Source organism: Streptomyces sp. NPDC111520 (assembly GCF_055635295.1).
Window position 1 is genome coordinate 103,636 of sequence record NZ_JBVKBW010000010.1, and the last position, 26,845, is coordinate 130,480.

24 protein-coding genes are annotated in these 26,845 nt (G+C 70.7%); 13 read left to right on the top strand and 11 right to left on the bottom strand.

The features are described from left to right. Window positions 1-31: 31 nt before the first annotated feature. Window positions 32-2,410, bottom strand: coding sequence for a DUF6049 family protein (locus ACZ7MY_RS24200; protein WP_499604643.1), 2,379 nt, complete (start codon window positions 2,408-2,410; stop codon window positions 32-34). 184 nt (window positions 2,411-2,594) lie between these two features. Here ACZ7MY_RS24200 and ACZ7MY_RS24205 point away from each other — a divergent pair, with 184 nt between their 5' ends. Beyond that, window positions 2,595-4,010, top strand: a complete 1,416-nt coding sequence (locus ACZ7MY_RS24205; protein WP_499604644.1) for a CCA tRNA nucleotidyltransferase — start codon at window positions 2,595-2,597, stop codon at window positions 4,008-4,010. 85 nt (window positions 4,011-4,095) lie between these two features. Here the strand turns inward: ACZ7MY_RS24205 and ACZ7MY_RS24210 are convergent, their stop codons facing one another. The 4 genes from ACZ7MY_RS24210 to ACZ7MY_RS24225 form a co-directional block, all read right to left on the bottom strand. Next, on the bottom strand, window positions 4,096-4,605 hold the full coding sequence (locus tag ACZ7MY_RS24210) for an LppU/SCO3897 family protein (protein WP_499604645.1): 510 nt from the start codon (window positions 4,603-4,605) through the stop codon (window positions 4,096-4,098). Between the two features lie 133 nt (window positions 4,606-4,738). Next, window positions 4,739-6,028 (bottom strand): MFS transporter, encoded by a 1,290-nt coding sequence (locus tag ACZ7MY_RS24215; RefSeq protein WP_499604647.1) that lies wholly within the window; start codon window positions 6,026-6,028, stop codon window positions 4,739-4,741. A 99-nt stretch (window positions 6,029-6,127) separates the two neighbouring features. Further along, window positions 6,128-7,210 carry an inositol-3-phosphate synthase gene (locus ACZ7MY_RS24220; RefSeq protein WP_499604649.1) on the bottom strand — a complete coding sequence of 361 codons (1,083 nt, stop codon included), beginning with the start codon at window positions 7,208-7,210 and terminating at the stop codon, window positions 6,128-6,130. A gap of 23 nt (window positions 7,211-7,233) precedes the next feature. Then, entirely contained in the window at window positions 7,234-7,884 is a 651-nt protein-coding gene (locus tag ACZ7MY_RS24225; RefSeq protein WP_018558161.1) for a PadR family transcriptional regulator, read from the bottom strand. 348 nt (window positions 7,885-8,232) lie between these two features. Here ACZ7MY_RS24225 and ACZ7MY_RS24230 point away from each other — a divergent pair, with 348 nt between their 5' ends. From ACZ7MY_RS24230 to ACZ7MY_RS24240, 3 genes are all read left to right on the top strand, one after another. Then, window positions 8,233-10,929: a transglycosylase domain-containing protein gene (locus ACZ7MY_RS24230; protein WP_499604651.1), complete on the top strand. Its 2,697-nt coding sequence runs from the start codon at window positions 8,233-8,235 to the stop codon at window positions 10,927-10,929. 133 nt (window positions 10,930-11,062) lie between these two features. Continuing rightward, on the top strand, window positions 11,063-11,524 hold the full coding sequence (locus ACZ7MY_RS24235) for a hypothetical protein (RefSeq protein ID WP_499604652.1): 462 nt from the start codon (window positions 11,063-11,065) through the stop codon (window positions 11,522-11,524). Window positions 11,525-11,620: 96 nt separating this feature from the next. Further along, the gene (locus tag ACZ7MY_RS24240; RefSeq protein ID WP_499604653.1) at window positions 11,621-13,168 is read left to right on the top strand and encodes a glycosyltransferase family 87 protein; all 1,548 of its coding nucleotides are present in this window, start codon (window positions 11,621-11,623) and stop codon (window positions 13,166-13,168) included. 13 nt (window positions 13,169-13,181) lie between these two features. Here ACZ7MY_RS24240 and ACZ7MY_RS24245 read toward each other — a convergent pair whose 3' ends face one another. From ACZ7MY_RS24245 to ACZ7MY_RS24255, 3 genes are all read right to left on the bottom strand, one after another. Beyond that, window positions 13,182-14,213 carry an alanine racemase gene (locus tag ACZ7MY_RS24245; RefSeq protein WP_499604654.1) on the bottom strand — a complete coding sequence of 344 codons (1,032 nt, stop codon included), beginning with the start codon at window positions 14,211-14,213 and terminating at the stop codon, window positions 13,182-13,184. A gap of 51 nt (window positions 14,214-14,264) precedes the next feature. After that, window positions 14,265-15,386: a lipid II:glycine glycyltransferase FemX gene (locus ACZ7MY_RS24250; RefSeq protein WP_499604656.1), complete on the bottom strand. Its 1,122-nt coding sequence runs from the start codon at window positions 15,384-15,386 to the stop codon at window positions 14,265-14,267. Window positions 15,387-15,533: 147 nt separating this feature from the next. Then, a complete protein-coding gene (locus ACZ7MY_RS24255) occupies window positions 15,534-15,866 on the bottom strand; it encodes a hypothetical protein (protein ID WP_499604658.1) in 333 nt (110 codons plus the stop codon). A 290-nt stretch (window positions 15,867-16,156) separates the two neighbouring features. On the opposite strand from ACZ7MY_RS24255, the gene rpsF reads away from it, so the two are divergent. From rpsF to rplI, 4 genes are all read left to right on the top strand, one after another. Further along, a complete protein-coding gene (rpsF, locus tag ACZ7MY_RS24260; protein ID WP_319131975.1) occupies window positions 16,157-16,447 on the top strand; it encodes a 30S ribosomal protein S6 in 291 nt (96 codons plus the stop codon). A gap of 61 nt (window positions 16,448-16,508) precedes the next feature. Further along, window positions 16,509-17,090, top strand: coding sequence for a single-stranded DNA-binding protein (locus ACZ7MY_RS24265; protein WP_499604660.1), 582 nt, complete (start codon window positions 16,509-16,511; stop codon window positions 17,088-17,090). Window positions 17,091-17,131: 41 nt separating this feature from the next. Beyond that, complete coding sequence (gene rpsR / locus ACZ7MY_RS24270) at window positions 17,132-17,368, top strand: 30S ribosomal protein S18 (RefSeq protein WP_026250812.1); 237 nt, start codon at window positions 17,132-17,134, stop codon at window positions 17,366-17,368. Window positions 17,369-17,385: 17 nt separating this feature from the next. Next, a complete protein-coding gene (gene rplI / locus ACZ7MY_RS24275) occupies window positions 17,386-17,835 on the top strand; it encodes a 50S ribosomal protein L9 (protein ID WP_089225418.1) in 450 nt (149 codons plus the stop codon). An 82-nt stretch (window positions 17,836-17,917) separates the two neighbouring features. Here rplI and ACZ7MY_RS24280 read toward each other — a convergent pair whose 3' ends face one another. Next, window positions 17,918-19,261, bottom strand: a complete 1,344-nt coding sequence (locus tag ACZ7MY_RS24280; protein WP_499604662.1) for an MATE family efflux transporter — start codon at window positions 19,259-19,261, stop codon at window positions 17,918-17,920. A gap of 438 nt (window positions 19,262-19,699) precedes the next feature. Between ACZ7MY_RS24280 and dnaB the strand changes: the two genes are divergently transcribed. Further along, window positions 19,700-21,169, top strand: a complete 1,470-nt coding sequence (dnaB, locus tag ACZ7MY_RS24285; RefSeq protein ID WP_499604663.1) for a replicative DNA helicase — start codon at window positions 19,700-19,702, stop codon at window positions 21,167-21,169. Between the two features lie 131 nt (window positions 21,170-21,300). Here dnaB and ACZ7MY_RS24290 read toward each other — a convergent pair whose 3' ends face one another. Then, window positions 21,301-22,203 carry a GNAT family N-acetyltransferase gene (locus tag ACZ7MY_RS24290; RefSeq protein ID WP_499604665.1) on the bottom strand — a complete coding sequence of 301 codons (903 nt, stop codon included), beginning with the start codon at window positions 22,201-22,203 and terminating at the stop codon, window positions 21,301-21,303. Window positions 22,204-22,287: 84 nt separating this feature from the next. On the opposite strand from ACZ7MY_RS24290, the gene ACZ7MY_RS24295 reads away from it, so the two are divergent. The 4 genes from ACZ7MY_RS24295 (at window position 22,288) to ACZ7MY_RS24310 (ending at window position 26,232) form a co-directional block, all read left to right on the top strand. Continuing rightward, a complete protein-coding gene (locus ACZ7MY_RS24295) occupies window positions 22,288-23,241 on the top strand; it encodes a LysR family transcriptional regulator (protein WP_499604667.1) in 954 nt (317 codons plus the stop codon). Continuing rightward, window positions 23,202-23,834, top strand: a complete 633-nt coding sequence (locus tag ACZ7MY_RS24300; protein WP_499604669.1) for an HAD family hydrolase — start codon at window positions 23,202-23,204, stop codon at window positions 23,832-23,834. Before ACZ7MY_RS24295 ends, ACZ7MY_RS24300 begins: the two co-directional genes overlap by 40 nt. Before the next feature lie 254 nt (window positions 23,835-24,088). After that, a complete protein-coding gene (locus ACZ7MY_RS24305; protein ID WP_499605033.1) occupies window positions 24,089-25,528 on the top strand; it encodes a globin domain-containing protein in 1,440 nt (479 codons plus the stop codon). A gap of 44 nt (window positions 25,529-25,572) precedes the next feature. Further along, window positions 25,573-26,232: a pyridoxamine 5'-phosphate oxidase family protein gene (locus ACZ7MY_RS24310; protein ID WP_499604671.1), complete on the top strand. Its 660-nt coding sequence runs from the start codon at window positions 25,573-25,575 to the stop codon at window positions 26,230-26,232. A gap of 75 nt (window positions 26,233-26,307) precedes the next feature. On the opposite strand, the gene ACZ7MY_RS24315 is transcribed toward ACZ7MY_RS24310, so the two are convergent. Next, complete coding sequence (locus ACZ7MY_RS24315; RefSeq protein WP_499604673.1) at window positions 26,308-26,835, bottom strand: NUDIX domain-containing protein; 528 nt, start codon at window positions 26,833-26,835, stop codon at window positions 26,308-26,310. Window positions 26,836-26,845: the final 10 nt, after the last annotated feature.

Below are 26,845 nucleotides of genomic sequence, written 5' to 3' on the forward strand. Positions count from 1 at the left end.
CTGCCCCACCTCATCGGCCATGGCTCGCTGGCTATCGGTCCACCTTCTCACCCGTCCCGGACGGGTCCGTACTTTCCGGGGAGGTGTCCGGGGCCAGGTCACCCGGCTGCTCCTCACGGTCGTCGTCCCGGCCACCCATGGTGCCCGTTCCGGCGTCGTCCCCGTCCTGCCCCGTCCCGTCGTCGCCGGCGGGCTCCGCGTCGTCCTCGGACGGGTCGCCGTCCTCGTCCTCGTCGCCGGTGGCCGCGCGGCGCTTGCGCTGGTGGTACATCCGGACGCCCGCCAGCACGAGCAGCAGGAGACCGGCGGCGATCACCAGCATGACGGTGGACGTGATGGAGGTGACATCCACCTGGAAGGTGATGGGAGCGCCGAACGTGGCGCCGTCCGGCGTGTAGAGCTGGGCCGTGATCGTGTTGAGGCCGTTGCGGGCCGCGGTGCCCTCGAACTTCAGGGAGCGGGTGTGGCCGCCCTCGACGGTCACGGGCTGCGGGGCGCCCGGGTCGAGGCTGTTGCCCTGGCTGGAGGACAGGCGCAGCTCCAGGCCCTGCACGGTCTGGCCGAGCTCGTTCTTCACGGTGACCGGGATGGTGCCGCTGCGGCCGGACAGCGTGAGTGTGCCCGTCTTGGGGAGCAGGTAGACCAGGCTCATCAGGTCGGACAGGTAGTCGGAGATGGCCGTGCGGAAGGCTGCCGAGCTCCGGGGGGAGCCGCGCCACTCGGTGGACATCGAGCGCATCAGCGCGTTGCCGAAGGGGGTCCGCACCCGGTCGGGCTTGCTCAGCAGGGCCATGAAGTCGTCGAGCTCTTCCTGGGTCGCCTGGACCTGGCGGAAGGACGCGGTGCTCATCTCCTGCTTGCGCAGGCGCTTGGGGTAGGCGCCGGCGCCGGGCACCGAGCGGTTCGCCCGGGGGTCGGGGGTGGCCTTCGCCGCCGCGGAGAAGTCCGCGGTCTCGGCCCAGCCGCTGCCCGCGACCTCCGTGATCGCCTGGGCCATGGCCTGGGCCTGGGAGGCCTTGGCCATGCGCTGCGGGGCGACGACGACGCTGCGCTGCCGGTCGGGCGCCTGCATCGTGATCATCAGGGTCTGCGCCAGGTACTTCTGGACGGCGAGGGTCGAGGACCCGGCCGTCGTCATGTCGCCCTGGAAGGCCTTGGAGAGCCCGGAATCGGCGACGACCGCGGTGGTGCCCCCGCCGATGGGCCGCGCCGAGGTGGGGGTGTAGTTGAGGCTGCCGGGCTCGCCGAGGCTGTCGCTGCGGACGATCACCTTGTCCGCGCCGGCCGAGGTGGCCACGTCGACGATGGAGGGGTCGACCGCGCCCTCCACGGGCCAGGAGACGTCCGTGTCGGGGGTGACCATGCCGTTGAGGACGGTCTCGACGGTGGTCGTCGCGAGGTCGGTGGCGGTCTTGAGGTGGTTCAGGGTGCCGGGGACGCTCTTCCCGTGGTGCGCGATGGAGGCGATGTCGGGGTCGGCGAAGGGGAGCGCGACGACCTCGTCCCCGGCGACGGCCTCCTTGAGGCTGTTCAGCCAGCGCTTCGCGTTCTCGGTGCCGGTGCCGGACGTGGTGTGATCGAGATCACGGTCGGGTCCGGCGACCTGGTACCGGCGGGTCATGGCGTCCACGGTGGCGAGCAGGTCCGGGTCGATGACCCAGGTGACGGGGAGGTCCCGGCCGAGGGTCACCAGCTGCTGCAGCCGTCCCCCGGGCGCCAGGTCCCCGGCGAGGTCGTCGTCGAGGAAGATCGGGCTCTGCTGGTCGTCGCTCTCGCTGCGCACGGCGAGGTGCGGGCGGTCGATCAGCGGCCACAGGAAGGTGTAGCGGGTGGGCTTGGCGTCCCCGTCCGGGTACCAGGGGAGGAAGGTCCGCTCGATGCCGAGGTACTCGTCGTAGCCGCGGTTCCTGGTCTGCCCGGTCAGCGAGATCCCGAGCTGGTAGACGCCGTCACGGCCCAGGTCGAGGTCCTTGACCGGCACCTTCAGCGTGAAGGTGCGGCTGATGCCGGCGGGCAGGTCGTCGACGGGCACGGTCTGCCCGGAGATCTCCGCGCCGTCGGCGAGGGTGTGCGGCGCGCTCGTGGACACGCCGTTGATGGCGCTGCGGCTGTCCAGCGGGCCCTGGGGGGCGATCTCCACGCCGACGTGGGCGCCGCTCACGGCGTGCTTGCTCTTGTTGGTCACGGTGCCGGTCACCGTGAGGGTGTCGCCCTTCACAGGGGCGGAGGGGGACAGCGAGGTCAGCGACACGTCCACGGTGCGGCCGTCGGGGGTCTCGGCGTACGCCGCGGGGGCCGTACGGGCCTGGACCAGGCCGGCGAAGAGGGTGGCGCCCACGAGCAGTGCCGTGGCCCGGCGCAGCCTCGAACGGGCCGGAGTTCCTCCGGGGTGCTGTGCCGCCTCGCCCACGCGCTGGCCGTCCCTCGTCGTCTTCGGATGTGCGTCCTGGAATGGTAACGATGCTCGATGACCCAAAGTGCTGTGAGTGGGCCACAAGATCGATACAGTCCGGGGTCGCGGAGGCGTCGGCTTGATCGCGGGAGCCGGTAAACCGGTCCGCCGCGGGGCGCATGGGCACGTACCCTTTTCTGTTGTGCCGAATGCCAACAACGCCCCCCAGACCCTGAAGAGCGCGCCCGTGATCGCGCCGGTTGCCGAGGAGCTCGGTCGCCGCTTCCAGGACGCCGGATTCCGGCTTGCCCTCGTCGGCGGCTCGGTCCGCGACACCCTGCTCGGCAGGCTCGGCAACGACCTCGACTTCACCACGGACGCCCGGCCCGACCAGGTGCTGAAGATCATCCGCGGGTGGGCGGAGGCCGTCTGGGAGGTGGGCATCGCCTTCGGCACGGTCGGGTGCCGCAAGGGCGGCTACCAGATCGAGGTGACCACGTACCGCTCCGAGGCCTACGACCGGACCTCGCGCAAGCCGGAGGTCTCCTACGGGGAGACGATCGAGGAGGACCTGGTCCGCCGGGACTTCACCGTCAACGCGATGGCGGTCTCCCTGCCGGACGCCGAGTTCGTCGACCCCTACAGCGGGCTCGGCGACCTCGCGCAGCGGGTCCTGCGCACGCCCGGTACCCCTGAGGAGTCCTTCTCCGACGATCCGCTGCGGATGATGCGCGCCGCGCGGTTCGCGGCGCAGCTGGACTTCGAGGTGGCCCCCGAGGTCGTGACGGCGATGACGGAGATGGCGGAGCGCATCGAGATCGTCTCCGCCGAGCGCGTCCGGGACGAGCTCAGCAAGCTGATCCTCTCCGACCACCCCGGCAAGGGCCTGCAGCTGCTGGTGCAGACCGGCCTGGCCGCACGGGTCCTTCCGGAGCTGCCGGCGCTGCGCCTGGAGCGGGACGAGCACCACCGGCACAAGGACGTCTACGACCACACGCTGACCGTCCTGGACCAGGCGATGGCGCTGGAGACCGAGGGGCCGGACCTGGTGCTGCGCCTCGCGGCGCTGCTGCACGACATCGGCAAGCCGCGAACCCGGCGCTTCGAGTCCGACGGGCGGGTCTCCTTCCACCACCACGAGGTGGTCGGCGCCAAGATGACCAAGGGGCGGCTGACCAAGCTCAAGTACCCGAACGACATCGTCAAGGACGTCGCCCGGCTGGTGGAGCTGCACCTGCGCTTCCACGGTTACGGGACCGGCGAGTGGACGGACTCCGCCGTGCGCCGCTACGTCCGCGACGCCGGACCGCTGCTCGAGCGGCTGCACAAGCTGACCCGCTCCGACTGCACGACCCGCAACAAGCGCAAGGCCGCGGCCCTGGCGCGCACCTACGACGGGCTCGAGGAGCGGATCGCGCAGCTGAAGGAGCAGGAGGAGCTGGACGCGATCCGGCCGGACCTGGACGGCAACCGGATCATGGAGATCCTGGGCATCGCCCCGGGGCCCCAGGTCGGCAGGGCGTACGAGCACCTGCTGGAGCTGCGTCTGGAGAACGGCCCGCTGGGCGAGGAGGCGGCGGTGACGGCGCTGAAGGAGTGGTGGGCCGCTCAGGGCTGAGCGTCATCACGTCCGGACGCCGGGCGAACCGAGGGGGTCGTGTTTCACGTGAAACACGACCCCCTCGGCCGTAACGGTGTCCCCGTCACTTGGTGATGCTCTGCAGGCAGAGCACGACGTTGTTGAAGTCGGTGCCGGACTGCGTGTAGTAGACGTCCGACTCGGTGACGGCCTCACACTGCTTCTGGTCGCTCGAGTCGTCGAACTTCTTGACGATCTTGAACTGGGCGTCGCCGGAGGAGCATTCGACGTCCACGAGGTCCGGGCTCGTGTCGGTGCCCTTGTTGTGGAGGCACCCGCCGACCTTCGACGTCTCGGCGTCGGTCTTGTCGAACTGGGAGAACGCGAACCGCACTCCGATGATGACGATGATGGTGACGATCACGCCGAGGACACGCTTGCCGATGTTCCTGCCGCGCCGCGGCGGGGCGGCCGGCGGCGGGAAGGCGCCGGGCTGACCCTGCGGGGGCGGGAAAGCGCCGGGCTGGCCCTGTGGGGGCGGAAAGGCGCCGGGCTGGCCCTGCGGCGGCGGGTAGGCGCCGGGCTGACCCTGTGGGTCCGGGTTGTTGAAGTTCTGGGGCGGCGGAGTCGCCATGGTCGTTCCCCTCCCTGGGATGAACCTGTCAGTTCCTTGCGAACGCGCGAACGCTACTGGAGCGGTCGGACAGCCCATCCCCCGGGGCGGCTGTTTAACGTGAAACGGACGGACGCGGGGTGATCGTCGTGTTTCACGTGAAACGACGCGGAGTCCTCGCGGTGCCGATCGCCACCGAGGCGTAGACCGCGGAGAGCGCCAGGAGGAGACCCGTGGAGCGGCCGTCGGGCGGGAGGACCAGTGCGCAGATGGCGGCCGCGCCGACGAAGGCGACGTTGAACAGAACGTCGTAGAGGGAGAAGATGCGCCCCCGGTAGGCGTCGTCGATCGAGGACTGGACCACCGTGTCGGTGGCGATCTTCGCCCCCTGGGTGGCCAGTCCCAACACGAAGGCCGCAGCCAGCACCGGGGCCGGCTCGAAGGGGAGGCCCAGTCCGGGGAGCAGGACGGCGGCCGAACCCGCGCAGACGGTGATCCATCCGAAGGTGCCGAAGCGCCCTGTGGCCCACGGCGTGACGACGGCCGCCGTGAAGAAGCCGGCCCCCGACACGGCGACCGCCAGGCCGAGGAGCGCGAGTCCGTCCGCCGTGCCGTCGCCCGTACCGCCGGAGCCCGACCACGCGTAGCGGCAGAGCATCAGCACCGTCACGGTGAGCCCGCCGTAGCAGAAGCGCATCGCGGTCATCGCGGCCAGGGCGCGCGCCGCACGCGGCCGCCGGCGCAGGTGCCCCAGACCGTGCGCGAGACCGCGGAAGGTGCTCAGCAGCGCCTCTGCCACCCGTGGCTGGACACGCGTCGGATCCGGCCCCAGCCGGTCCCGTCCCAAGGTGAGCGCGGTGAGCCCGGCACAGAGATAGAGGACGGCGCCCAGCACCACGACCAGGACGTCGGAGCGGGTGCCCTCGGCGACGGCCAGGTGCACCAGGAAGGCCGCTCCGCCGCCCACCGTGGCGGCGAGCGTGCCGGCGGTCGGGGAGAGCGCGTTCGCCATGACCAGGCGCTCCCCGTCGACGACGCGGGGCAGGGCGGCCGACAGGCCGGCGAGCACGAAACGGTTGATGCCGGTGACCGACAGGGCGGACAGGTAGAACAGCCAGTCCGGGACGCGCAGCAGCATCAGCACGGCCGTGCCGACGGAGAGCACCGCCCGCAGCAGGTTGCAGTGGAGGAGGACCTGCCGGCGCCGCCAGCGGTCCAGCAGGACGCCCGTGAAGGGACCCACGAGGGAGTACGGCAGGAGCAGGACCGCCATCGCGGAGGCGATGGCGGCCGGCGAGGTCTGCTTCTCCGGGGAGAAGACGACATAGGCCGCCAGCGCCACCTGGAAGACCCCGTCGGAGAGCTGGGACAGCAGCCGGACCGCCAGCAGCCGGCGGAAGTCCCGGAAACGCAGCAGCACACGGAGATCACGGACAACGGGCATGCGCACAGCCTCACATGACCGACAGGCCCCCGGGTGCGGTACCCGGGGGCCTGTGCGATCGCGTCGTACGACGAGTGGTGACGGGGGCTAAGCCGCTGCTCAGCGCTCGACCTCGCCGCGGATGAACTTCTCCACGTTCTCGCGGGCCTCGTCGTCGAAGTACTGCACCGGCGGGGACTTCATGAAGTACGAGGACGCCGACAGGATCGGGCCGCCGATGCCGCGGTCCTTGGCGATCTTCGCCGCGCGCAGTGCGTCGATGATGACACCCGCGGAGTTCGGGGAGTCCCAGACCTCGAGCTTGTACTCCAGGTTCAGCGGGACGTCGCCGAAGGCACGGCCCTCGAGGCGGACGTACGCCCACTTGCGGTCGTCCAGCCAGGCCACGTAGTCCGAGGGGCCGATGTGGACGTTCTTCTCACCCAGGTCGCGGTCGGGGATCTGGGAGGTGACGGCCTGCGTCTTGGAGATCTTCTTGGACTCCAGGCGCTCGCGCTCGAGCATGTTCTTGAAGTCCATGTTGCCGCCGACGTTCAGCTGCATGGTGCGCTCGACGACGACACCGCGGTCCTCGAAGAGCTTGGTCAGCACACGGTGCGTGATGGTGGCGCCGACCTGCGACTTGATGTCGTCACCGACGATCGGCACACCGGCCTCGGTGAACTTGTCCGCCCACTCCTTGGTGCCGGCGATGAAGACCGGGAGGGCGTTGACGAAGGCGACCTTGGCGTCGATGGCGCACTGCGCGTAGAACTTCGCCGCGGCCTCGGAACCCACCGGGAGGTAGCAGACGAGCACGTCGACCTGGCGGTCCTTGAGGACCTGCACGACGTCGGCCGGCTCCTCGGCGGACTCCTCGATGGTCTCGCGGTAGTACTTGCCGAGACCGTCCAGGGTGTGGCCGCGCTGGACGGTCACGCCCTTCTGCGGCACGTCGCAGATCTTGATGGTGTTGTTCTCGCTGGCGCCGATGGCGTCCGCGAGGTCGAGGCCGACCTTCTTCGCGTCCACGTCGAAGGCGGCGACGAACTCGACGTCACTCACGTGGTAGTCGCCGAACTGCACGTGCATGAGGCCAGGCACCCGGCTGGCCGGGTCGGCGTCCTTGTAGTACTCGACGCCCTGCACCAGCGAAGCGGCGCAGTTTCCCACGCCAACGATGGCTACGCGAACCGAACCCATTCCGGTTGCTCCCTGTGTAATCGTCACGCGGGTCCCCGGCGCGTGCCGGGTCCGCCGTTTTCCTGTTGGTTGTCCTGCTCGGCATCGGCGGACGGAGCGGCCGGGGGCTGCTTGCCGCGCCCCGCCCGCTCGGTCTCGATCAGCTCGTTCAGCCAGCGGACCTCTCGCTCCACCGACTCCATGCCGTGCCGCTGCAGCTCGAGCGTGTAGTCGTCGAGCCGCTCACGGGTACGCGCGAGGGACGCGCGCATCTTCTCCAGGCGTTCCTCGAGGCGGCTGCGCCGCCCCTCGAGGACGCGCATCCGTACGTCCCTGGACGTCTGGCCGAAGAAGGCGAAACGAGCCGCGAAGTGCTCGTCCTCCCACGCGTCAGGCCCGGAGTGGGCGAGGAGCTCTTCGAAGTGCTCCTTGCCGGCCGCCGTCAACCGGTACACGATCTTGGCCCGTCGGCCGGCCAGCGGCGCGGCGAGCGGATCGGGTTCAGGGCCGGTCTCCTCGACCAGATAGCCCTGGGTGACCAGTGTCTTGAGGCAGGGGTAGAGGCTGCCGTAGCTGAACGCGCGGAACACACCGAGCGAGGTGTTGAGCCGCTTGCGCAGCTCGTAACCGTGCATCGGGGATTCGCGCAGCAGGCCCAGGACGGCGAACTCGAGGATGCCGGAGCGCTTGCTCATGCCCGCGTTCCCCTCCCGTCCGTTCTGTCGTCGCCTCTTATCTCGCCGTGATGTATCGGCTCGATACATCGGGACGATAGAACGAGTTCCCGGATACGGCAAGACGGCTCACGGTGACCGACGTCACATCACCAAATCCGTCCACCGTCAACCGTCCGTAATGTGATGAACATCTGGCTAGAACCTCTTTTGACCGTGCGTACTCTGTTCGCCATGCAGAGCACCGGGAACCGTGTGACGTCAGTGAGCGTCCTTGTCCCTGGTGCAGTGCGGCCATCGCACGCCGGGGGGACCGGAAAACCAACTGCCGCTTTCAGGCGATTCCGCCTGTCCTAGGAGTAGCTGTTCATGAGCGAGCACCGTCGCAAGCCGCCGCAGTCGCCCGGCGACGGCCGGGCAGCCGCCCGGCGCGGCGCGCAGCAGCAGCCCCCGCCGCCCGGCGGCCGGCGGGCCGCTGGGCCGCCGAGGCCGCAGCAGCCGTACGGCGCGCACGGCACCGGTTCGGGGCAGGGTCACGGCCCGCGCCAGGGCACGGGACAGCCCCCCCGTCAGGGTGCGGGCACAGGCGCGGGGGGCCGCGCGAGCACCGGTGGCCGGGCCCGCGGGGCCGAGCCGCCCTACCAGGGGCGTGCCGCGGCACGCAGGGCCGCCCAGGAGGCACAGAAGGGTGGCCGTCGCAGGACGGCCACGGGGGGCGGCCGCGGAGGGGGGCAGCCCCCGAAGAAGCGCATCATCGACTACCCCCGCTGGGGCAGGGACGGATGGCGTCGCTGGATGCCGTCCTGGAAGCTCGCCTCCGGGTTGTGCCTGTTCTTCTTCGGCAGCATCGTCACCGTCGCCGGTGTCGGGTACGCCATGGTGGGCATCCCCAACGAGAACGACGCCGCCAAGTCGCAGAACAACGTCTACTACTGGGCGAACGGCGACCGCATGGTGGCGACCGGCACCGGTGCCAACCGGCAGAACGTGTCGCTCGCCGAGATCCCCAAGGCGATGCAGAACGCGGTCATCTCCGCGGAGAACAAGAGCTTCTACGACGACTCGGGCGTCGACCCCATGGGTGTCGCCCGCGCCCTGTTCAACATGGCGAGGGGCGGCCAGGCGCAGGGTGGTTCGACGATCACCCAGCAGTACGTCAAGAACACGTTCCTGAGCCAGGACCAGACGGTCACCCGTAAGTTCAAGGAACTGTTCATCTCGATAAAGGTGGGGACGAAGCTCGAGAAGGGCGAAATCCTCCAGGGCTACCTGAACACGTCGTACTACGGCCGCAGTGCCTACGGCATCCAGGCCGCGGCGCAGACCTACTACGGCCGTGACGCCTCCAAGCTCACGCCCAGCCAGTGCGCCTTCCTGGCGGCGCTGCTCAAGGGCCCGACGTACTACGACCCGGCCGGTGCCACCAGCATCGACAGCAGCGCGACGGCCAAGGCGAACCGGGAGCGCTCCGAGCGCCGCTGGAAGTGGATCCTCGGCGAGATGTACAAGGACGGTGCGCTCAAGAAGGACGAGTACACCGAGGCCGTCAGCAAGTACCCGGAGCCGCAGGGCCTGAAGGCCACCAAGGGCATGACCGGCCAGATCAGCTACCTGGTCGACACCGCCCAGAACTACGTGCTGGCGCACTCCGACATAAGCCGCGCGGAGCTCGACCGGGGCGGTTACGAGATCCGCACGACCTTCGACAAGAAGAAGGTCGACGCCCTGGAGAAGGCCGTGCGGAAGGTCGAGAAGGCCAACATCAATCCGAAGAAGGAGAAGGACAAGCACGTCCAGTTCGGCGCCGCTTCGGTGAAGCCCAACGACGGGGCGATCGTCGCCCTCTACGGCGGTGCGGGCTTCGAGAACAACCACTTCACGAACAACGCCGACACCAAGGGTGTCCCCGTCGGTTCGACGTGGAAGCCGTTCGTCCTGGCCGCCGCCATGGAGTACGGCACGTACCGCTCCGACGGCGAGGGCGTCTCGCCGCTGAGCGAGTACAACGGCAACGACCACATCAAGATCAAGAACCAGGACGGGACCTACGTCCTGAAGAAGGACAACACGCCCTTCTTCCAGGAGAACGAGAGCCCGACGCCCTGGGGCTACATCACCCTGCGCAAGGCGATGGAGCAGTCCATCAACACGCCGTTCGTGCAGCTCGGCATGGACGTCGGCATGGAGAAGGTGGCCGACGTCGCCGAGAAGAGCGGGATCCTCAAGGCATCCATGGAGACCCGGAACGCGTCGTTCGCCCTCGGTACGTCCACCCCGAGCGCCATCCGCATGGCCGACGCCTACGCGACCTTCGCCGCCTCCGGCAAGCACGTGGACCCCTACTCGGTCGTGTCGGTGAAGAAGGACGGAGCCGAGGTCCCCGGCTTCGACAAGCCCAAGGTCACCCGGGTCATGCCGGCGGAGGTGGCCGACAACGTCACCGACGTCCTGGAGAACGTGATCCAGAACGGTACGGGTTTCCGCGCCAAGGAACTCGGCCGCAAGGCGGCCGGCAAGACCGGTACGACCGACAGCAACAAGTCGGCCTGGTTCGTGGGCTACACGCAGCAACTGGCCACGTCCGTGGCGATGTTCCGTGAGGACCCCAAGACCCACGGACTGCTGTCCATGAACGGCACCGCGGGCGTCGAGTCCATCCACGGTGGTGACATCCCGACCGAGATCTGGACCGCCTACATGAAGGGCGCCGTGACGGGGCCCGACACCGGCTTCCCCGACGCCCCGAAGATCGGTGACATCCACGACGGGCCGGGCGCCCCGTCGGCGAGCCCCTCGGTCTCGGCCACCCCGACCGAGTCGGCGACGGCGACGCCGACCCCGACCATCTCGCGGCCGCAGGCCCCGCCGACCCCGACCGAGTCGGAGACGTGCAAGCCCTGGCAGTGGGATTGCCAGCAGGGTGGCGGTGGGAACGACGGCGGAACCTCCGACGGAGGGACCGGCGGGACACCATCGGGGACCCCGTCCTCCAGCAGCACCGGAAAGGGCAACGGGGGCAACGGCAACGGCGGGCTCCTGGGGTCCGGAGGCAACGGGGGCAATTGACCGCCCCGCGTTGCGCAGAGCAGTGGATCCGCGGCCGCGGAGGGCTAGTGCCCTCCGCGGCCGCGGTGGTCTCACGTTCAAGCCGGTGCAGCCCCTGTACTTGCCGGAAGCACCATCGAAAGATTATGTGTACATGATAGAAACGATCATTGAACTCTGGTTGTTCTATGATTGGTTGGAGAAGATTCGTATGAGCATGCGAACTGTGGCGGCCCGTCTTGGAGTGATTGGCGTGACGGCTGCGGCTGCCTTGAACTTCGGGCTAGCACCGCAGGCTTCGGCTCTGGAGACCTGCGTGAGCACAACCGGGGCGCGGGTGTGTTTTGAGTCGTACGGAGACCACTTCTTCGTGTACGACACTGCCGGAGACGGACACCGCGCTGGCGTCGCCTTCTACTACGGATTCAGCGGGTGGTCTTACTGCGACAACGCGGGCGGCGCCAGCTCTACCCCGAAGGATTGCAACTACGACCTTCCTGAGTCCGAGACCGTGACCTTCCGGGCCGAGGTGTGCGAAGGGCCGTGTTCCAGTGCCGGAGGCGAGAGCGGGAACCTTATCCGATACTCCGGCTGGCAGAACGCTTTGACCTCCTGAGCGGAGCACGAGGATCCAGTCGGTCCGCGGGCGGACGGGCGGGCGCCATGGGGATCCGACGCTCCGCACGCGCGGATGTAGGGCAGGATGTGGCCCATGACGATCGTGCGCGAAGACCCCCACCACGAGGCCTCGGAGGCCGAGGCGGTCGTGCCCCCGACCCGCGAGGACCCGGTCGCGGTGGCGGGGAGCGAGGTCATCGGCGGTCCGCTCGGCCGCTTCGCGGCCGTGGGTCGGCGGGGCTGGTGGAACCCCCTGCGCGTGGTCGTGCTCGTGGCGATCGGGATGTTCGCGCTCGGCATGGTCCAGAAGGTGCCTTGCTACGACAGCGGCTGGTTCTTCGGGGCGAACGCCCAGTACAGCCACGCCTGCTACTCCGACATCCCGCACCTGTACTACGGCCGCGGCTTCGCCGACGACCTGGTGCCCTACTTCGACCGCATCCCGGACACGGTCTCCGGCGGCATGGGTTACCTGGAGTACCCGGTCCTGACCGGGCTCTTCATGGAGGTCGCCTCATGGCTGACCCCGCACGGCGGCACGATCCAGCACCGAGAGCAGGTCTACTGGCTGGTCAACGCCGGGATGCTGATGGTCTGCACGGCCGTCATCGCGGTCTGCGTGGCCCGTACCAACCGGCGCCGCCCCTGGGACGCGCTGCTGGTCGCGCTGGCGCCGGCGTTCGCGCTGACCGCGACCATCAACTGGGACCTCTTCGCGGTCGCCCTCGCGGCCGCCGGGATGATGCTGTGGTCGCGCAACCGTCCGCTGGCCGCGGGCATCCTGATCGGGCTGGCGACGGCCGCCAAGCTCTACCCCCTCCTGTTGCTCGGGCCGCTGTTCCTGCTGTGCCTGAGGGCCGGGAGGCTCAAGGCCTGGAGCGCGGCCCTGGGTGGTGCCGCGGGGGCGTGGGTCGTGGTGAACCTTCCGGTGATGCTGCTCGCCTGGGACGGCTGGGCGAAGTTCTACACCTTCAGCCAGGAGCGGGGCGTCGACTACGGCTCGGTCTGGCTGATCATCTCCCAGCAGACCGGCACGTCCCTCGACGGGGCGAACGCGTACGCGATCGCCCTCATGCTGCTGTTCTGCGCCGGCATGGCCGCGCTCACCCTGTACGCCCCGAGGCGCCCGCGCTTCGCGCAGCTGGCCTTCCTCGTCGTGGCCGCGTTCATCCTGACGAACAAGGTCTACTCGCCGCAGTACGTGCTGTGGCTGGTGCCGCTGGCGGCGCTCGCCCGGCCGCGCTGGCGGGACTTCCTGGTGTGGCAGGCCGCCGAGGTCATGTACTTCCTCGGGATCTGGTCGTACCTGGCGTACACGACGGGCGGCAACAGCAAGGGACTGCCGCAGGACGGCTACCACCTGGCCATCGCGGCGCACCTGATCGGGACGCTGTACCTGTGCGCGGTCGTCGTCCGCGACATCCTCTTCCCCGAGCGCGACGCGGTGCGCCAGGACGGCTCGGACGACCCCTCCGGGGGCGTGCTGGACGGCGCGGAGGACGTTTTCGTGCTGGGGAGGCCCTCGCACCGGCCGCGGCACGCCGCGTCGCTGCTGGGCGGCCCCGAGGACGGCCACGGCTACGGCGAGGCGCGCCCGGTGCAGTGGGGCGTGGACCCGGCGCCGCCGGCGCAGCCCCACTGACCCGGGGAGGGGCTCAGCGGTCGACGACGCGGTCGAACTGGGTCGTCGTGTGCCGCAGGTGCGCGACCAGCTCGTCGCCGACGGCCGGGGGCGCCACGTCGCCCGGCAGGAAGAGGATCGACACCTGCATGTGCGGGGGCTCGGCGAACCACCGCTGCTTGCCGGCCCACACGAAGGGCGACAGGTTGCGGTTGATGGTGGCCAGACCGGCCCGCGCGACGCCCTTGGCGCGCGGCATGACGCCGTGCATGGCCTTGGGGGCCTCCAGGCCCACCCCGTGCGACGTACCGCCCGCCACGACGACCAGGTGGCCGTCCTCGGAGGCCTTGTTCTGGCGGTAGCCGAAGCGTTCGCCCTTGGCGATGCGGGTGACGTCCAGGACGGCGCCCCGGTACTCGGTCGCCTCGTGGTCGCCCAGCCACAGCCGGGTGCCGATCCGGGCGCGGAAGCGGGTCTGCGGGAACTGGTTGCGCAGCTGGGTCAGCTCGCCCGCCTTCAGGTGGCTGACGAACATGGTGTGCAGCGGCAGCCGTGCCGCGCGCAGCCGCTCCATCCAGCCGAAGACCTCCTCCACCGCGTCGGACCCGTCGGTGCGGTCCAGCGGCAGGTGGATGGCGAAGCCCTCCAGGCGCACGTCGTCTATGGCCGAGTGCAGCTTGACCAGGTCGTCCTCGCTGACGCCGTGGCGCTTCATGCTGCTCATGACCTCGATGACGACCCGGGCCCCGACCAGGCCGCGCACGCCCTCCACGGAGGAGACCGAGCGGATGGCGCGGTCAGGCAGCGGCACCGGCTCCTCGCCCAGCCGGTACGGGGTCAGCACCAGCAGGTCCCCGCCGAACCAGTCCTTGATCCGGGCGGCCTCGTACGTCGTGCCCACCGCGAGGATGTCCGAGCCGAGCCGGATCGCCTCCTCGGCCAGGCGCTCGTGGCCGAAGCCGTACCCGTTGCCCTTGCAGACGGGTACCAGCCCGGGGAACTGCTCCGCCTCGGACTGCTGGTGCGCACGCCAGCGCGCGGTGTCGACGTACAGGGTGAGCGCCATGGCCGGAACGGGGACCTTTCTGCGGTGTCTGCGGTCAGTCGGGCACGCGGGTCAGCGACGGGACATGTAGATGTCGAGCGCCTTGTGCAGCAGCTTGTTGAGCGGGAAGTCCCACTCGCCCAGGTATTCGGCAGCCTGCCCACCGGTGCCCACCTTGAACTGGATGAGACCGAAGAGGTGGTCGCTCTCGTCCAGCGAGTCGCTGATGCCGCGCAGGTCGTACACGCTCGCGCCGAGGGCGTAGGCGTCCCGCAGCATCCGCCACTGCATGGCGTTGCTCGGCCGGACCTCGCGCTTGTGGTTGGCCGAGGCGCCGTACGAGTACCAGACGTGCCGGCCGACGACGAGCATCGTCGCGGCGGCGACCGCCTCGCCCTCGTGCTGCGCGAAGTACAGCCGCATGCGGTTGGGGTCCTCCGTGTTGAGGACCTGCCACATGCGCTGGAAGTAGGAGAGGGGCCGCGGGCGGAAGTGGTCGCGCTCGGCGGTGACCTCGTAGAGCTGCTGCCACACGGGGAGGTCGTCGTAGCCGCCCTGGACGACCTCGACGCCGGCCTTCTCGGCCTTCTTGATGTTGCGGCGCCACAGCTGGTTGAAGCCCTTCTGGACGTCGTCCAGGCTGCGGTTCTCCAGCGGGACCTGGAAGACGTAGCGGGGCTGCACGTCGCCGAAGCCGGCGCCGCCGTCCTCGCCCTGCTGCCAGCCCATGCGGCGCAGCCGGTCGGCCACCTCGAAGGCGCGGGGCTCGATGAACGTCGCCTCGACGTCGCGCAGGCGCTTGACGTCCGGGTCGGCGATGCCGGACTTGATGGCGGCCGCGTCCCAGCGGCGGATGACGACGGGCGGGCCCATCTTCACGGAGAACGCGCCCTGCTGCTTCAGGTGCGCCAGCATCGGGCGCAGCCACTCGTCCAGGTTGGGGGCGTACCAGTTGATGACCGGGCCCTCGGGGAGGTAGGCGAGGTAGCGCTTCACCTTGGGCAGCTGCCGGTAGAGCACCAGGCCGGCGCCGACCAGCTCACCGGTCTTGTCGTCGAACCAGCCGAGGCTCTCCGAGCGCCACTCGGTCTTGACGTCCGCCCAGGCGGGAACCTGGCAGTGGCTTGCCGAGGGCAGGCTCTGGATGTACGCCAGGTGCTGTTCCCGACTGATGGTCCTCAGGGTCAAGCTCATGCGGGGCGCTCCCCATCGCTGCGGCTACGGCATTGCTGACTGCATTACTGCGCCGAAGCCTACTGCGAACGGCGAACGCCCCCACGGGGGCTGTGGACAACTCGGTCCGCGGCTTCGCCCGGCGGGTGCCGGGTGGGGGACGGCCGGCTACACCACCCCGCCGAAGAGGCCGCCGTGGGCCATGCCGATGTAGAAGCCGATCGCGGCCAGCCCCATCCCGATGATGAAGAGGAAGCGCTCGGCCGTGGTGGCGGAGCGGTACTGCCCGAAGGCCCCCACGAGGATGCCCACCAGCCCCGCCCAGGAGCTCAGCAGGTGGAGGTGGTCCCAGATCGCCGCGATGGCGGCGAGCAGGCCGAGTACGAGCGTCACGACGGCCAGGGTGTTCTCGACCGGGTGGGGCCTGCCGTCGGAGTTGAGGGTGCTGAGGGCTCGCTGGTAGAGACGGCTGCCGGTCGTGGGTCGCACTGCCTGTGCCATGAGGCACCTCCGTGATGGAGAGGTGGCGCATCGTAGCGCCGGACACACCCGATGTGTACAGATTGAGGGCTTCCGGGGGCGGATTTCAACCGGAAGCCACGAGCCGGGTAGTGTGTACCGTCTGCACCGGTGTCTGTGCAGGTCCACACGAAGGTCCCACGGGGCCTGCGGGGAGTGATCCCCGGAACGCCCGGGCGTTGTCGGTGGGCCGCGATACCGTTGCGACGCGATGCAAACCCTCCTGCCACGGAAACGCCGTGGCCGCTGAGTCCAAAGGAGGTGGGTTCCACATGCGTCACTACGAGGTGATGGTGATCCTCGACCCCGATCTCGAGGAGCGCGCTGTCTCCCCGCTGATCGAGAACTTCCTCGGCGTCGTCCGCACCGCGGGCGGCAAGGTCGAGAAGGTCGACACCTGGGGCCGTCGTCGTCTTTCGTACGAGATCAAGAAGAAGCCCGAGGGCATCTACTCGGTCATCGACCTCAACGCCACTCCTGAGGTCGTCAAGGAGCTCGACCGTCAGATGAACCTGAACGAGTCGGTTCTCCGGACCAAGGTCCTCCGTCCCGAGACCCACTGAGCCTGCGGGCTCAGGCAGTCGGGAAACCGAGAAGCCAAGCAACGCCGAGAGGTCACTCACCATGGCAGGCGAGACCGTCATCACGGTCGTCGGCAATCTCGTCGACGACCCCGAGCTGCGCTTCACCGCATCTGGTGCGGCGGTCGCGAAGTTCCGTGTCGCGTCCACTCCCCGCACCTTCGACCGGCAGACCAACGAGTGGAAGGACGGCGAGAGCCTCTTCCTCACGTGCTCGGTCTGGCGGCAGGCGGCGGAGAACGTGGCCGAGTCGCTCCAGAAGGGCATGCGCGTCATCGTGCAGGGCCGTCTGAAGCAGCGCTCGTACGACGACCGCGAGGGCGTCAAGCGGACGGTCTACGAGCTGGACGTCGACGAGGTCGGCGCCAGCCTGCGCAGCGCGACCGCCAAGATCACCCGCGCCAGCGGTGGCGGCGGCGCCTCGCGCGGCGGCCAGGGCGGTTACGGCGGCGGTGGCGGCCAGGGCGGCGGCTGGGGCGGTGGCCCCGGTGGCGGTCAGGGCGGCGCGCCCGACGGCGACCCGTGGGCGACCGGCGCTCCGGCCGGTGGCGGCCAGGGCGGCGGTGGCGGCAGCTGGGGCGGTGGCTCCGGCGGCGGCGGTTTCTCGGAAGAGCCGCCCTTCTAAGGGCAGCGCACCAAACTTCTTGATCACACTGGAGAGAGACAATGGCGAAGCCGCCTGCTCGCAAGCCTAAGAAGAAGGTTTGCGTGTTCTGCAAGGACAAGATCACGTACGTCGACTACAAGGACACGAACCTGCTGCGGAAGTTCATCTCCGACCGCGGCAAGATCCGTGCCCGCCGGGTCACCGGCAACTGCACCCAGCACCAGCGCGACGTCGCCACGGCCGTGAAGAACAGCCGTGAGATGGCGCTGCTGCCCTACACCTCGACCGCTCGCTAAGGAAGGGTGACTGAGCAATGGCGAAGATCATCCTCACCAACGAGGTCAGCGGCCTCGGTGCCGCCGGCGATGTCGTCGAGGTCAAGAGCGGCTACGCCCGCAACTACCTGATCCCGCGCGGTTTCGCGATCGCGTGGACCAAGGGTGGCGAGAAGGACGTCGAGCAGATCCGCCGCGCGCGCCGGATCCGTGAGATCGCGACCGTCGAGCAGGCCAACTCCTTCAAGGCCCAGCTCGAGGGCGTCAAGGTCAAGCTGTCGACCCGCGCGGGCGACGCCGGCCGCCTCTTCGGCTCGGTGACCCCGGCCGACATCGCCGCCGCCGTCAAGGCCGCGGGCGGTCCGGACGTGGACAAGCGCCGGATCGAGATCGGTTCCCCGATCAAGACGCTGGGTTCGCACAAGGTGTCGGTGCGTCTGCACCCCGAGGTCGAGGCCGCTCTCGACGTCGAGGTCGTCGCTTCCTGACCCTCGCGCGCCGCGTGAACGCCGGGCCCGGAACCGCGAGGTTCCGGGCCCGGCGTCTTGCCGTCCGCGGCGGGGCCGCGGTTCAGGCGCGTACGGCGCCGGTGACGGCCCACTTCCCCGAACGGGCGCGCCAGTGCAGGCCGGCCAGCCGGGTGAGCATCATCAGCCCCATCGCCCACCACAGGGCGGTGAGCCCGCCGCCCAGGGCCGGTACGGCCAGGGCGACGGGGGCGAAGACGGCGAGGGTGACGACCATCGACCAGGCCAGGTAGGTGCCGTCGCCGGCGCCGATGAGGATTCCGTCGAGGACGAAGACCACGCCGCAGACGGGCTGGGAGAGCGCCGCCACCAGCAGGGCGGTCATCAGTGCGGAGCGTACGGCCGGGTCCGAGGTGAACAGCGGGGCGATCAGCGGCCGGGAGACGGCCAGGACGAGGCCGATGACCACGCCCGAGGCGATGCCCCACTGCACCATGCGGCGGCACGCGGCCCGGGCCCCGGCCACGTCGCCGGCGCCGAGGTACCGGCCGATGATGGCCTGGCCCGCGATGGCGATGGCGTCCAGCGCGAAGGCGGCCAGCGACCAGAGGGTGGTGGTGATCTGGTGGGCGGCGATCGAGGCGTCCCCGAGCCCGGCCGCGACCGCGGTGGCGATCAGCAGGACGGCCCGCAGGCTCAGTGTGCGGATCAGCAGCGGCGTCCCGGCCTGGGCGCAGGCGCGGATGCCGGCCAGGTCGGGCCGGAGGGAGGCACCGTGCCGTCGGGCGCCGCGAACCACGACGGTCAGGTAGACGGCGGCCATCGCGTTCTGGGCGATCACGGTGCCCCAGGCGGAGCCGGCGATGCCGAGACCGGCGCCGTACACCAGCGCCAGGTTGAGCACGCCGTTCACGGCGAAGCCGCCGACGGCGACGTAGAGCGGGGTACGGGTGTCCTGCAGCCCGCGGAGCACACCGGTGGCCGCGAGGACGACGAGCATCGCGGGGATGCCGAGGGCGCTGATCCGCAGGTAGGTGACGGCGTACGGCGCCGCGGTGCCCGAGGCGCCGAACAGTTCGGTGAGGGCGGGTGCCGCGGGGACCGCGACGGCGACCGCCGCGGCACTGATGAGGAGGGCGAGCCAGATGCCGTCCATGCCCTGGCGGATGGCGGCGGGCAGGTCGCCCGCGCCGACCCGGCGGGCGACGGCCGCGGTGGTGGCGTACGCGAGGAAGACGAAGACGCCGACGAGGGTGGTGAGCAGGGCGCCCGCGACGCCGAGGCCGGCGAGTTGCGAGGTGCCGAGGTGGCCGACGATCGCGCTGTCGGCCATGAGGAAGAGCGGTTCGGCGACGAGGGCGCCGAAGGCGGGCAGCGCGAGGGCGATGATCTCGCGGTCGTGGCGGCGTACGGCCTGCTGGGGGGAGAGTTCGGCGACCTGGGGCACCCGGCCAGGGTAATCATCCACATGTAAGGGACGCAAGGAGATACTGACTCTTACTCGTGGCTGCGTAGGGTGATCTCCTCCGTGCCGTTTGTCGTGATCTTGGGCCGAGCGGGCAAGTTTTTCTTGTCCACAGCGGGTGGATGAAGAAAGCGCAGGTCAGTGGCGTGATCATTGGGTGATTGTGTGCTTGTCCACCGCGCTGTCCCCCGCCCTGTACACAGCTGGAGCATGCTTCTCCACAGGTAGGGGCGGTTCATCAACAGGTCATCCCCAGCCCCTGTGGATAACCGTCTTGGCTGTGAGCCCCGTGGACCCCTACCGTGGGGCGTCGCCCGACGCGCCACAGGTGTGTCCGGGCGGCAGATTGTCAGAGCCGTGGCGTAGGAAAAGGGACACGACGCAGCGGTCAGCGCCGGACGGGGAGGAGGTGGCAGGGGGGTGAGCCAGCCCGAACCCGCGGACGACCACTGGGGGAGCGAACCGCCGTTCCCGCCGGACGGACCCGGTGACCGCCTGCCCGTCTCGCGCTTCCGCCGCAGGGACGAGCGGGACCGCGACCGCGACGAGGACCGCGGGGGGTCCGGCTTCGAGCGCGTACCGCCGCAGGACCTGGACGCCGAGATGTCGGTGCTCGGCGGCATGCTGCTGTCCAAGGACGCCATCGCCGACGTCGTCGAGGTGCTCAAGGGCGCCGACTTCTACCGGCCCGCCCACGAGACCGTCTACGCCGCGATCCTCGACCTCTACGCCCGCGGTGAGCCCGCCGACCCCATCACCGTCGCCGCCGAGCTGACCAAGCGCGGTGAGCTCGCCCGTGTCGGCGGGGCCCCCTACCTGCACAGCCTCGTCAACGCGGTGCCCACCGCCGCCAACGCCGAGTACTACGCGGAGATCGTGCACGAGCGCGCGGTCCTGCGCCGGCTCGTCGAGGCCGGCACGCGCATCACGCAGATGGGGTACGCCGCCGACGGCGACGTCGACGAGATCGTCAACTCCGCCCAGGCGGAGATCTACGCCGTCACCGAGCAGCGCACCAGCGAGGACTACCTCCCGCTCTCCGAGATCATGGAGGGCGCCCTCGACGAGATCGAGGCCATCGGCTCGCGCAGCGGCCAGATGTCCGGGGTGCCCACCGGCTTCGCCGACCTGGACTCCCTCACCAACGGCCTGCACCCGGGCCAGATGATCGTCATCGCCGCACGTCCCGCGATGGGCAAGTCCACGCTCGCGCTGGACTTCGCCCGCGCCTGCTCGGTCACCAACGGCATGCCCAGCGTCTTCTTCTCCCTCGAAATGGGCCGCAACGAGATCGCGATGCGCCTGCTGTCCGCCGAGGCCCGGGTCGCCCTGCACCACATGCGCTCCGGCAACATGACCGACGACGACTGGACGCGGCTGGCCCGCCGCATGCCCGACGTCTCGGCGGCCCCCCTCTACATCGACGACTCCCCGAACCTGTCGATGATGGAGATCCGTGCCAAGTGCCGCCGGCTCAAGCAGCGCAACGACCTCCGCCTGGTCGTCATCGACTACCTCCAGCTGATGCAGGCGGGCGGCTCGCGCCGGCCCGAGAGCCGTCAGCAGGAGGTCTCCGACATGTCCCGGAACCTCAAGCTCCTGGCGAAGGAGCTGGAGGTGCCGGTCATCGCGCTCTCCCAGCTGAACCGTGGTCCCGAGCAGCGCACGGACAAGAAGCCCATGGTCAGCGACCTGCGCGAGTCGGGCTCCATCGAGCAGGACGCGGACATGGTCATCCTGCTGCACCGCGAGGACGCCTACGAGAAGGAGTCCCCCCGCGCGGGCGAGGCCGACCTGATCGTCGCCAAGCACCGCAACGGCCCCACGGCCACCATCACCGTGGCCTTCCAGGGCCACTACTCGCGCTTCGTGGACATGGCCCAGACCTGAGCCATGGGGTGCGCGGAGCCGGCTCGGCACCGGACGCACCCGGTCGTGTCCTCGTGGCCGTCGTCCGGGACCGACAGCGGTCCGGCGCGGGCCCGTTCCGGGATTCCGCAGGTCGGCCGGCCGCCCCGCGGTCAGCCCAGGGCGACCATCAGGGGCGCGTGGCGGCGGTGTTCGTCGCCGGGGAGGTCGCGGTCGCCCAGGACCATCAGGGTGTTGGGGAAGAAGGGCGCCACGCCGTGCTCCGCGGCCCAGCCGTCGAGGGCGTCGGGGGTGCCGGTGCGCAGGTCGAGGCGGACCGGGGTGCCCGCGTCCCGGGCGACCGCGGTGACCAGGCGCCGGGCCGTGGCGGCGTCCCCGGCAACGACCGGGCCCACGACCAGGGTGTCCGCGTTCAGCCAGGCGGCGGCGTAGCCGGTCAGGACGCCGTCCTCCCCGGCGGCCACCACCACGCGCTCGGCGAACCGGGGCAGGTCGCGCAGCAGGGTTGAGCGGTCGGCGCCGAACACCTGGGCGTCCAGGGCGAGCAGGGCCGGCAGGTCGGTTTCGGTGAAGGGCCGCGGCTCCGGCGTACCGGAGGGGACGGCGGTCGCGGCGGTCGCGGCGGGCGCGGCGAAGTGGCCGCGGTGCGTGACGACGGTGCCGATCGCCCGGAAGCCGAGCTTCTCGTAGAGCGGGCGGCCGCGTTCGGTGGCGTGCAGGGTGACGGTGTCGTCGCCCGCCTCGGCCAGCACGTGGGTCATGACGCGCCGTCCGAGGCCCCGTCCCTCGTACCGGGCCGCGACCAGGACCATGCTGACCGCCGCCAGGCCGCCCTCGTAGCGGGTGAGGACGGTGGTGGCGGCCAGGCCGTCGCCGTCGGGGGCGTCGACGCCGTAGCCGGTGCCGTGGGTGAGCAGGAAGTGCCACTTGTGCTCCTCGGCGCCCCAGCCGCGGCTGACGGCCAGCGCGCTGCAGGCGGGGAGGTCGGCGGGGGTGAGGCGGCGCACGGGGGCCGAGGGGGGCGAGGGGGCCGCGGGGATCGTCGGGGAAGTCATGCGGGCAGCGTGCCGTGGCGGCGGCGGGCGGCGCCCATAGTTTTCCCCTATGGTCATCGGCCGGTGCCTGGCTATCCTCCCGGGGTGACGCTGACCCTGCCCGCCCTGCGGGCGTTCGTGGCCGTGGCGCGCACGGGCTCGTTCTCGGCGGCCGCGCGCCGGCTGGACGTACGGCAGCCGACGGTGAGCGAGTCGGTGCGCCGCCTGGAGGCCGCCGCGGGGCGGCCGTTGCTGGTCCGCACCCGTGAACGGGCCGAACTGACCGACCTGGGACGGCGGATCCTCGCCCACGCGGTGGCGGCGGTCGACGCCGCCGACGAGCTCGAGGGGCTGCTGGCCGGGACGTCGAGGCCGTTCACCGTGGGCTTCCTGGGCGAGGCGGCGGCCGGCCGCACCCGGGAGCTGCTGGACCTTGTCCAGGCCCGCGTACCGGGTGAGGTACGGCTGCGCCGCTACGACTTCGACGACCCCTCCTGCGGGCTGCTGGACGGGCACTCCGACCTGGCCATCGTGTGGCCCCCGCTGGACGCCCCGGGCCTGGGGACGGTGACCGTCTCCAGTGACCGGCGCTGCGTGGCGCTGCCCGCGACGGACCCGCTGGCCCGCCGGAGCGAGGTCGCGCCCGCCGAACTGGGCGGCAGGACCTGGGTGGTGCCGCGGACCGGGGACGCGGCCTACGCCGGTTTCCGGCACCCGTCGGCCGTGGGCGTCGTCCACGTGGCGGGGACGGTGGAGTCCGGCTCGCTGGAGGAGACGCTCGAACTCGTCGCGGCGGGCCGCGGCTGCGCGCTGGCGAGCACGGCGACCGACGAGCACTACGCGCGGTCCAACGTGGTGATCGTGCCGCTGGCCGGGGACGTGCGCTGCACGGTCGCGCTGGCCTGGCGGGCCGCCGACCGCCGGCCCGCGGTCCGGGGGGCGGCGGAGGACGCCGCCCGGCTGTACGGAGGGACGCCGCCGGGCACCGGCCGGGCGGCGGGCGACGAGGGAGGGACCGCGTGGGACGGCTGCACATCTTCGACATGGACGGGACGCTGATGCACGGCTCCTCGGCGAGCATGGAACTCGCCCGGGAACTGGGGCTGGTGGCGGAGTTCCGCGAGCTGGAGCACGCGCTCGGGCGGGGCGTCCTGGACTCGCCGGGCTACGCGGAGCGCGCGTACGACCTGTGGCGGGCGCTCACCCCGGCGCAGGTGGCCGCGGCCTTCGAGGGCGCCCCGTGGCTGGCCGGGATACGGGAGGTGTGGGCGGACATCGCGGACCGCGGGGAGCACTGCGCGGTGGTGTCGCTCTCCCCGGACTTCTTCGTGCGGCGGCTGCTGGAGTGGGGGGCGCACGCGGTCCGGGCGTCGGTCTTCCCCGAGGTCCCGTTCGGCCCGGCGGCGGGGCTGGACGTGGCGGGGATCCTGGTGCCGGAGACGAAGGTGACGGCGGCGGACGAGCTCTGCGCCCGCTACGGCGTCAGCCGCCGGGAGTGCGTGGCCTACGGGGACTCGCTGTCGGACACGGCGCTCTTCGCGGCGGTGCCGGTGTCGGTGGCGGTCAACGGGGACCACCATGTGAGCGGGCTGGCGAGCCACGCGTACACCGGGCGCGATTTGCGTGAAGCGTATGCGCTGGTCGTGGGCTGAATACGTGACGATTGAAGGGTGATGATCGTCAGGGAATTGAGTGACGGCTGTGAAAGCGGTGACTCGGGGTAGGGTCGACAGGGTTCCGCGGCAGCGGGGCTCCACATTCGGCTGAGCTTAACGGGATCGGTATCGCCGTTTCCCGTACTTCCGGCTATTTGTCCGGGCGGCGGGAAGCCCTGGCAGGCTTTCCGCGCAGGATGTGTGGCCGACGTACGGACACCGACCGGGAGAAGCTCGAGGCGAAGCTGACCATGGACGCTCTGACCACGAACGCGGCCGAACCGGGCAAGGGAGCGGGGGCTGGGTCCCCCCGATGGTTCACGCCGCACACACCCCCTGACGGGCCGAGACCCCACCACGAGGGCGACGGTGCCGCCGCGCCGAGCCGCCCGGTACGGCCGATAAGGCCGGTGGGCACGGGAGCCGGGCGGACCGCCGACCCGGGACCCGCGCTGCCGAGGCCTGGCCCCGCGCAGGACACGGCGGGGCCGCGGCACCATCCCGAGCCGCCGGCCCAGCAGCCCCCGCCCAGGGCGGAGGCCCGGCCGCGGTCGGCGCCGCAGAGCGCGGACGCGCAGCTGATCCGGCGCACGATGGAGGAAGTCGCGCCCGTCGCTGACAAGACGACGTCGTATTTCTATGCACTTTTGTTCATACGACATCCGGAGTTGCGCGAACTTTTTCCCGCCGCGATGGACTCGCAGCGCGACCGTTTGCTGAAAGCACTCCTGACCGCCGCGGAGCACATAGACGACGCCGAGATACTCACCGAATACCTGTCCCACCTGGGCCGCGGCCACCGCAAATACGGCACGCGCCCCGAGCACTATCCGGCCGTGGGGGAATGCCTGATCGGGGCGTTGACCCGGTACGCGTCGGCCGTCTGGAACGACCAGGTCGAGGCCGCCTGGGTGCGCGCCTACACGGTGATCTCGCAGATCATGATCGACGCGGCGGCGGCCGACGAGAAGCACGCGCCGCCGTGGTGGCAGGCCGAGATCGTCAGCCACGAACCGCGCACCTCCGACATCGCCGTGGTCAGCGTCCGCCCCGACCAGCCCTATCCCTTCCTCGCGGGCCAGTACACGACCCTGGAGACCCCCTGGTGGCCCCGGGTCTGGCGGCACTACTCCTTCGCCTGCGCCCCCCGCTCGGACGGCCTGCTGGTCTTCCACGTCAAGGCCGTCCCGGCCGGCTGGGTCAGCGGGGCGCTGGTGCACCGCGCCCGGCCGGGCGACGTCCTGCGGCTCGGCCCGCCGGCCGGCTCCATGGTCGTCGACCACAGCACCGACAACGGGCTGCTCTGCCTGGGCGGCGGCACCGGCATCGCCCCCATCAAGGCGCTGGTCGAGGACGTCGCCGAGCACGGCCGCCGCCGGGCCATGGACGTCTTCTACGGCGCCCGCAGCGACCACGACCTGTACGACCTGGACACCCTGCTGCGGCTCGCGCAGCGCCACCCCTGGCTCTCGGTGCGCCCCGTGGTCTCCCACGGCCGCGGCGAAGGGGGGCTGCACGGCCCGCTCCCCGAGATCGTGCAGCAGTACGGCCCCTGGCCCGAGTACGACGCGTACCTGAGCGGGCCGCCCGGGATGATCCGCAGCGGCGTCGACACCCTCGTGCGCGGCGGCATGCCGTCCCGGCGCATCCGGCACGACCTGATCGAGGAACTGGTCGCGGCGGGCCCTTGAGTCCGCCCCCACACGTCCCCACCCCACCCCCACGAGGAGAAACGTTGCCGCAGGAACGTCCCGGCAGTGCGGGCGAGCACCGTGTCCAGGAGGAGATGGGCACGGCCGACCGCGCGGACCGCTTCTACGCCGAGCAGGTGCTGGACCACCTCAACCCGCGGATGCGGGAGTTCACCGAGCGGCAGGAGATGTTCTTCCTGTCCACGGCGGACGCCCGGGGGGAGTGCGACAGCACGTTCAGGGCAGGTCCGCCCGGCTTCCTGACCGTCCTGGACGAGCGGACGCTGGTCTACCCCGAGTACCGGGGGAACGGCGTGATGGCGTCGGTCGGCAACCTGCGCGAGAACCCGCACGTGGGCATCCTGATGGTCGACTTCACCCGGGACCGGATCGGGCTGCACGTCAACGGCCGCGCCCGGCTGGTCCCGGACGGCGCCATGCGGGCCCTGTACCCCTCGCTCCCGGTGGACGCGGTGCCCGGCCGCAGGCCGCAGCTGTGGGTGCGGGTGAGCGTCGTCGAGGCGTACGTGCACTGCTCCAAGCACATCCCGCGGATGGCGAAGGTGCCCCTGCAGGGCGGCCGGGCCTGGGGCACCGACGACGTGCGGCGCAAGGGCGGCGACTACTTCGGGGCCGCGGCCGACGCCGCGCACACGCGTCCGGCCCGGCCCGGTGGCGGCCGCCCGGGCTGGTTCGGCGCCTGAGGGTGCCCGAGGGGCCCGAGGTGGGCCTGGCGGCGCCCGGGGACGTCCGACGCCGCCCGCGCGCCCGCCCGCGGGTCAGCCGAGGTCGGCCGAGAGCAGTCCCAGCACCCCTTCGATGTTGCCGTCGAGGTAGTGCCGCAGGGTCAGCGGCACGATCTCGACGGAGGCGAGCCCGACCCGGCTGAAGGGCACGCGGACCACGTCGTAGGTGCCCGAGGGTTCGTCCACCTCCGGGCCGTGCCGCCGCGAGGGGTCCATGGAGGCCAGCCGGCACACGAAGAAGTGCTGCACCTTCACGCCGTGCGAGCCGTCCTCGCCGATGTGCTCGACGGTGTCGACGAAGGCCGGGACCACATCGGTGACCTTGGCGCCCAGCTCCTCGTCCAGTTCTCTGTGGAGCGCCTCGACGATGGTGGCGTCCTCGGTCTCGACGCCGCCGCCGGGGGTGATCCAGTACGGGTTGAGCCCTGGCTTGGTGCGCTTGATGAGCACCAGGGCGTCGCCGTCGAGCAGGATGGCACGTGCGGTGCGCTTGACCACCGGCCGGGTGGCCGGGGCGGTCGCTGCACCGGGTGTGGCAGGTGCTTCGATGTCCGGGGGCATGCCAGAGATC

Bases quoted from the DNA above. Each gene is read 5' to 3' on its own strand.
- rplI (WP_089225418.1), top strand. From the start codon at position 17,386: ATGGCGAAGATCATCCTCACCAACGAGGTCAGCGGCCTCGGTGCCGCC.
- ACZ7MY_RS24255 (WP_499604658.1), bottom strand. From the start codon at position 15,866: ATGGCACAGGCAGTGCGACCCACGACCGGCAGCCGTCTCTACCAGCGA.
- ACZ7MY_RS24235 (WP_499604652.1), top strand. From the start codon at position 11,063: ATGATAGAAACGATCATTGAACTCTGGTTGTTCTATGATTGGTTGGAG.
- ACZ7MY_RS24220 (WP_499604649.1), bottom strand. From the start codon at position 7,210: ATGGGTTCGGTTCGCGTAGCCATCGTTGGCGTGGGAAACTGCGCCGCT.
- ACZ7MY_RS24230 (WP_499604651.1), top strand. From the start codon at position 8,233: ATGAGCGAGCACCGTCGCAAGCCGCCGCAGTCGCCCGGCGACGGCCGG.
- ACZ7MY_RS24215 (WP_499604647.1), bottom strand. From the start codon at position 6,028: ATGCCCGTTGTCCGTGATCTCCGTGTGCTGCTGCGTTTCCGGGACTTC.
- ACZ7MY_RS24245 (WP_499604654.1), bottom strand. From the start codon at position 14,213: ATGGCGCTCACCCTGTACGTCGACACCGCGCGCTGGCGTGCGCACCAG.
- ACZ7MY_RS24210 (WP_499604645.1), bottom strand. From the start codon at position 4,605: ATGGCGACTCCGCCGCCCCAGAACTTCAACAACCCGGACCCACAGGGT.
- ACZ7MY_RS24305 (WP_499605033.1), top strand. From the start codon at position 24,089: ATGGACGCTCTGACCACGAACGCGGCCGAACCGGGCAAGGGAGCGGGG.
- ACZ7MY_RS24265 (WP_499604660.1), top strand. From the start codon at position 16,509: ATGGCAGGCGAGACCGTCATCACGGTCGTCGGCAATCTCGTCGACGAC.
- ACZ7MY_RS24315 (WP_499604673.1), bottom strand. From the start codon at position 26,835: ATGCCCCCGGACATCGAAGCACCTGCCACACCCGGTGCAGCGACCGCC.
- ACZ7MY_RS24225 (WP_018558161.1), bottom strand. From the start codon at position 7,884: ATGAGCAAGCGCTCCGGCATCCTCGAGTTCGCCGTCCTGGGCCTGCTG.
- ACZ7MY_RS24290 (WP_499604665.1), bottom strand. From the start codon at position 22,203: ATGACTTCCCCGACGATCCCCGCGGCCCCCTCGCCCCCCTCGGCCCCC.
- rpsF (WP_319131975.1), top strand. From the start codon at position 16,157: ATGCGTCACTACGAGGTGATGGTGATCCTCGACCCCGATCTCGAGGAG.
- ACZ7MY_RS24250 (WP_499604656.1), bottom strand. From the start codon at position 15,386: ATGAGCTTGACCCTGAGGACCATCAGTCGGGAACAGCACCTGGCGTAC.
- rpsR (WP_026250812.1), top strand. From the start codon at position 17,132: ATGGCGAAGCCGCCTGCTCGCAAGCCTAAGAAGAAGGTTTGCGTGTTC.
- ACZ7MY_RS24240 (WP_499604653.1), top strand. From the start codon at position 11,621: ATGACGATCGTGCGCGAAGACCCCCACCACGAGGCCTCGGAGGCCGAG.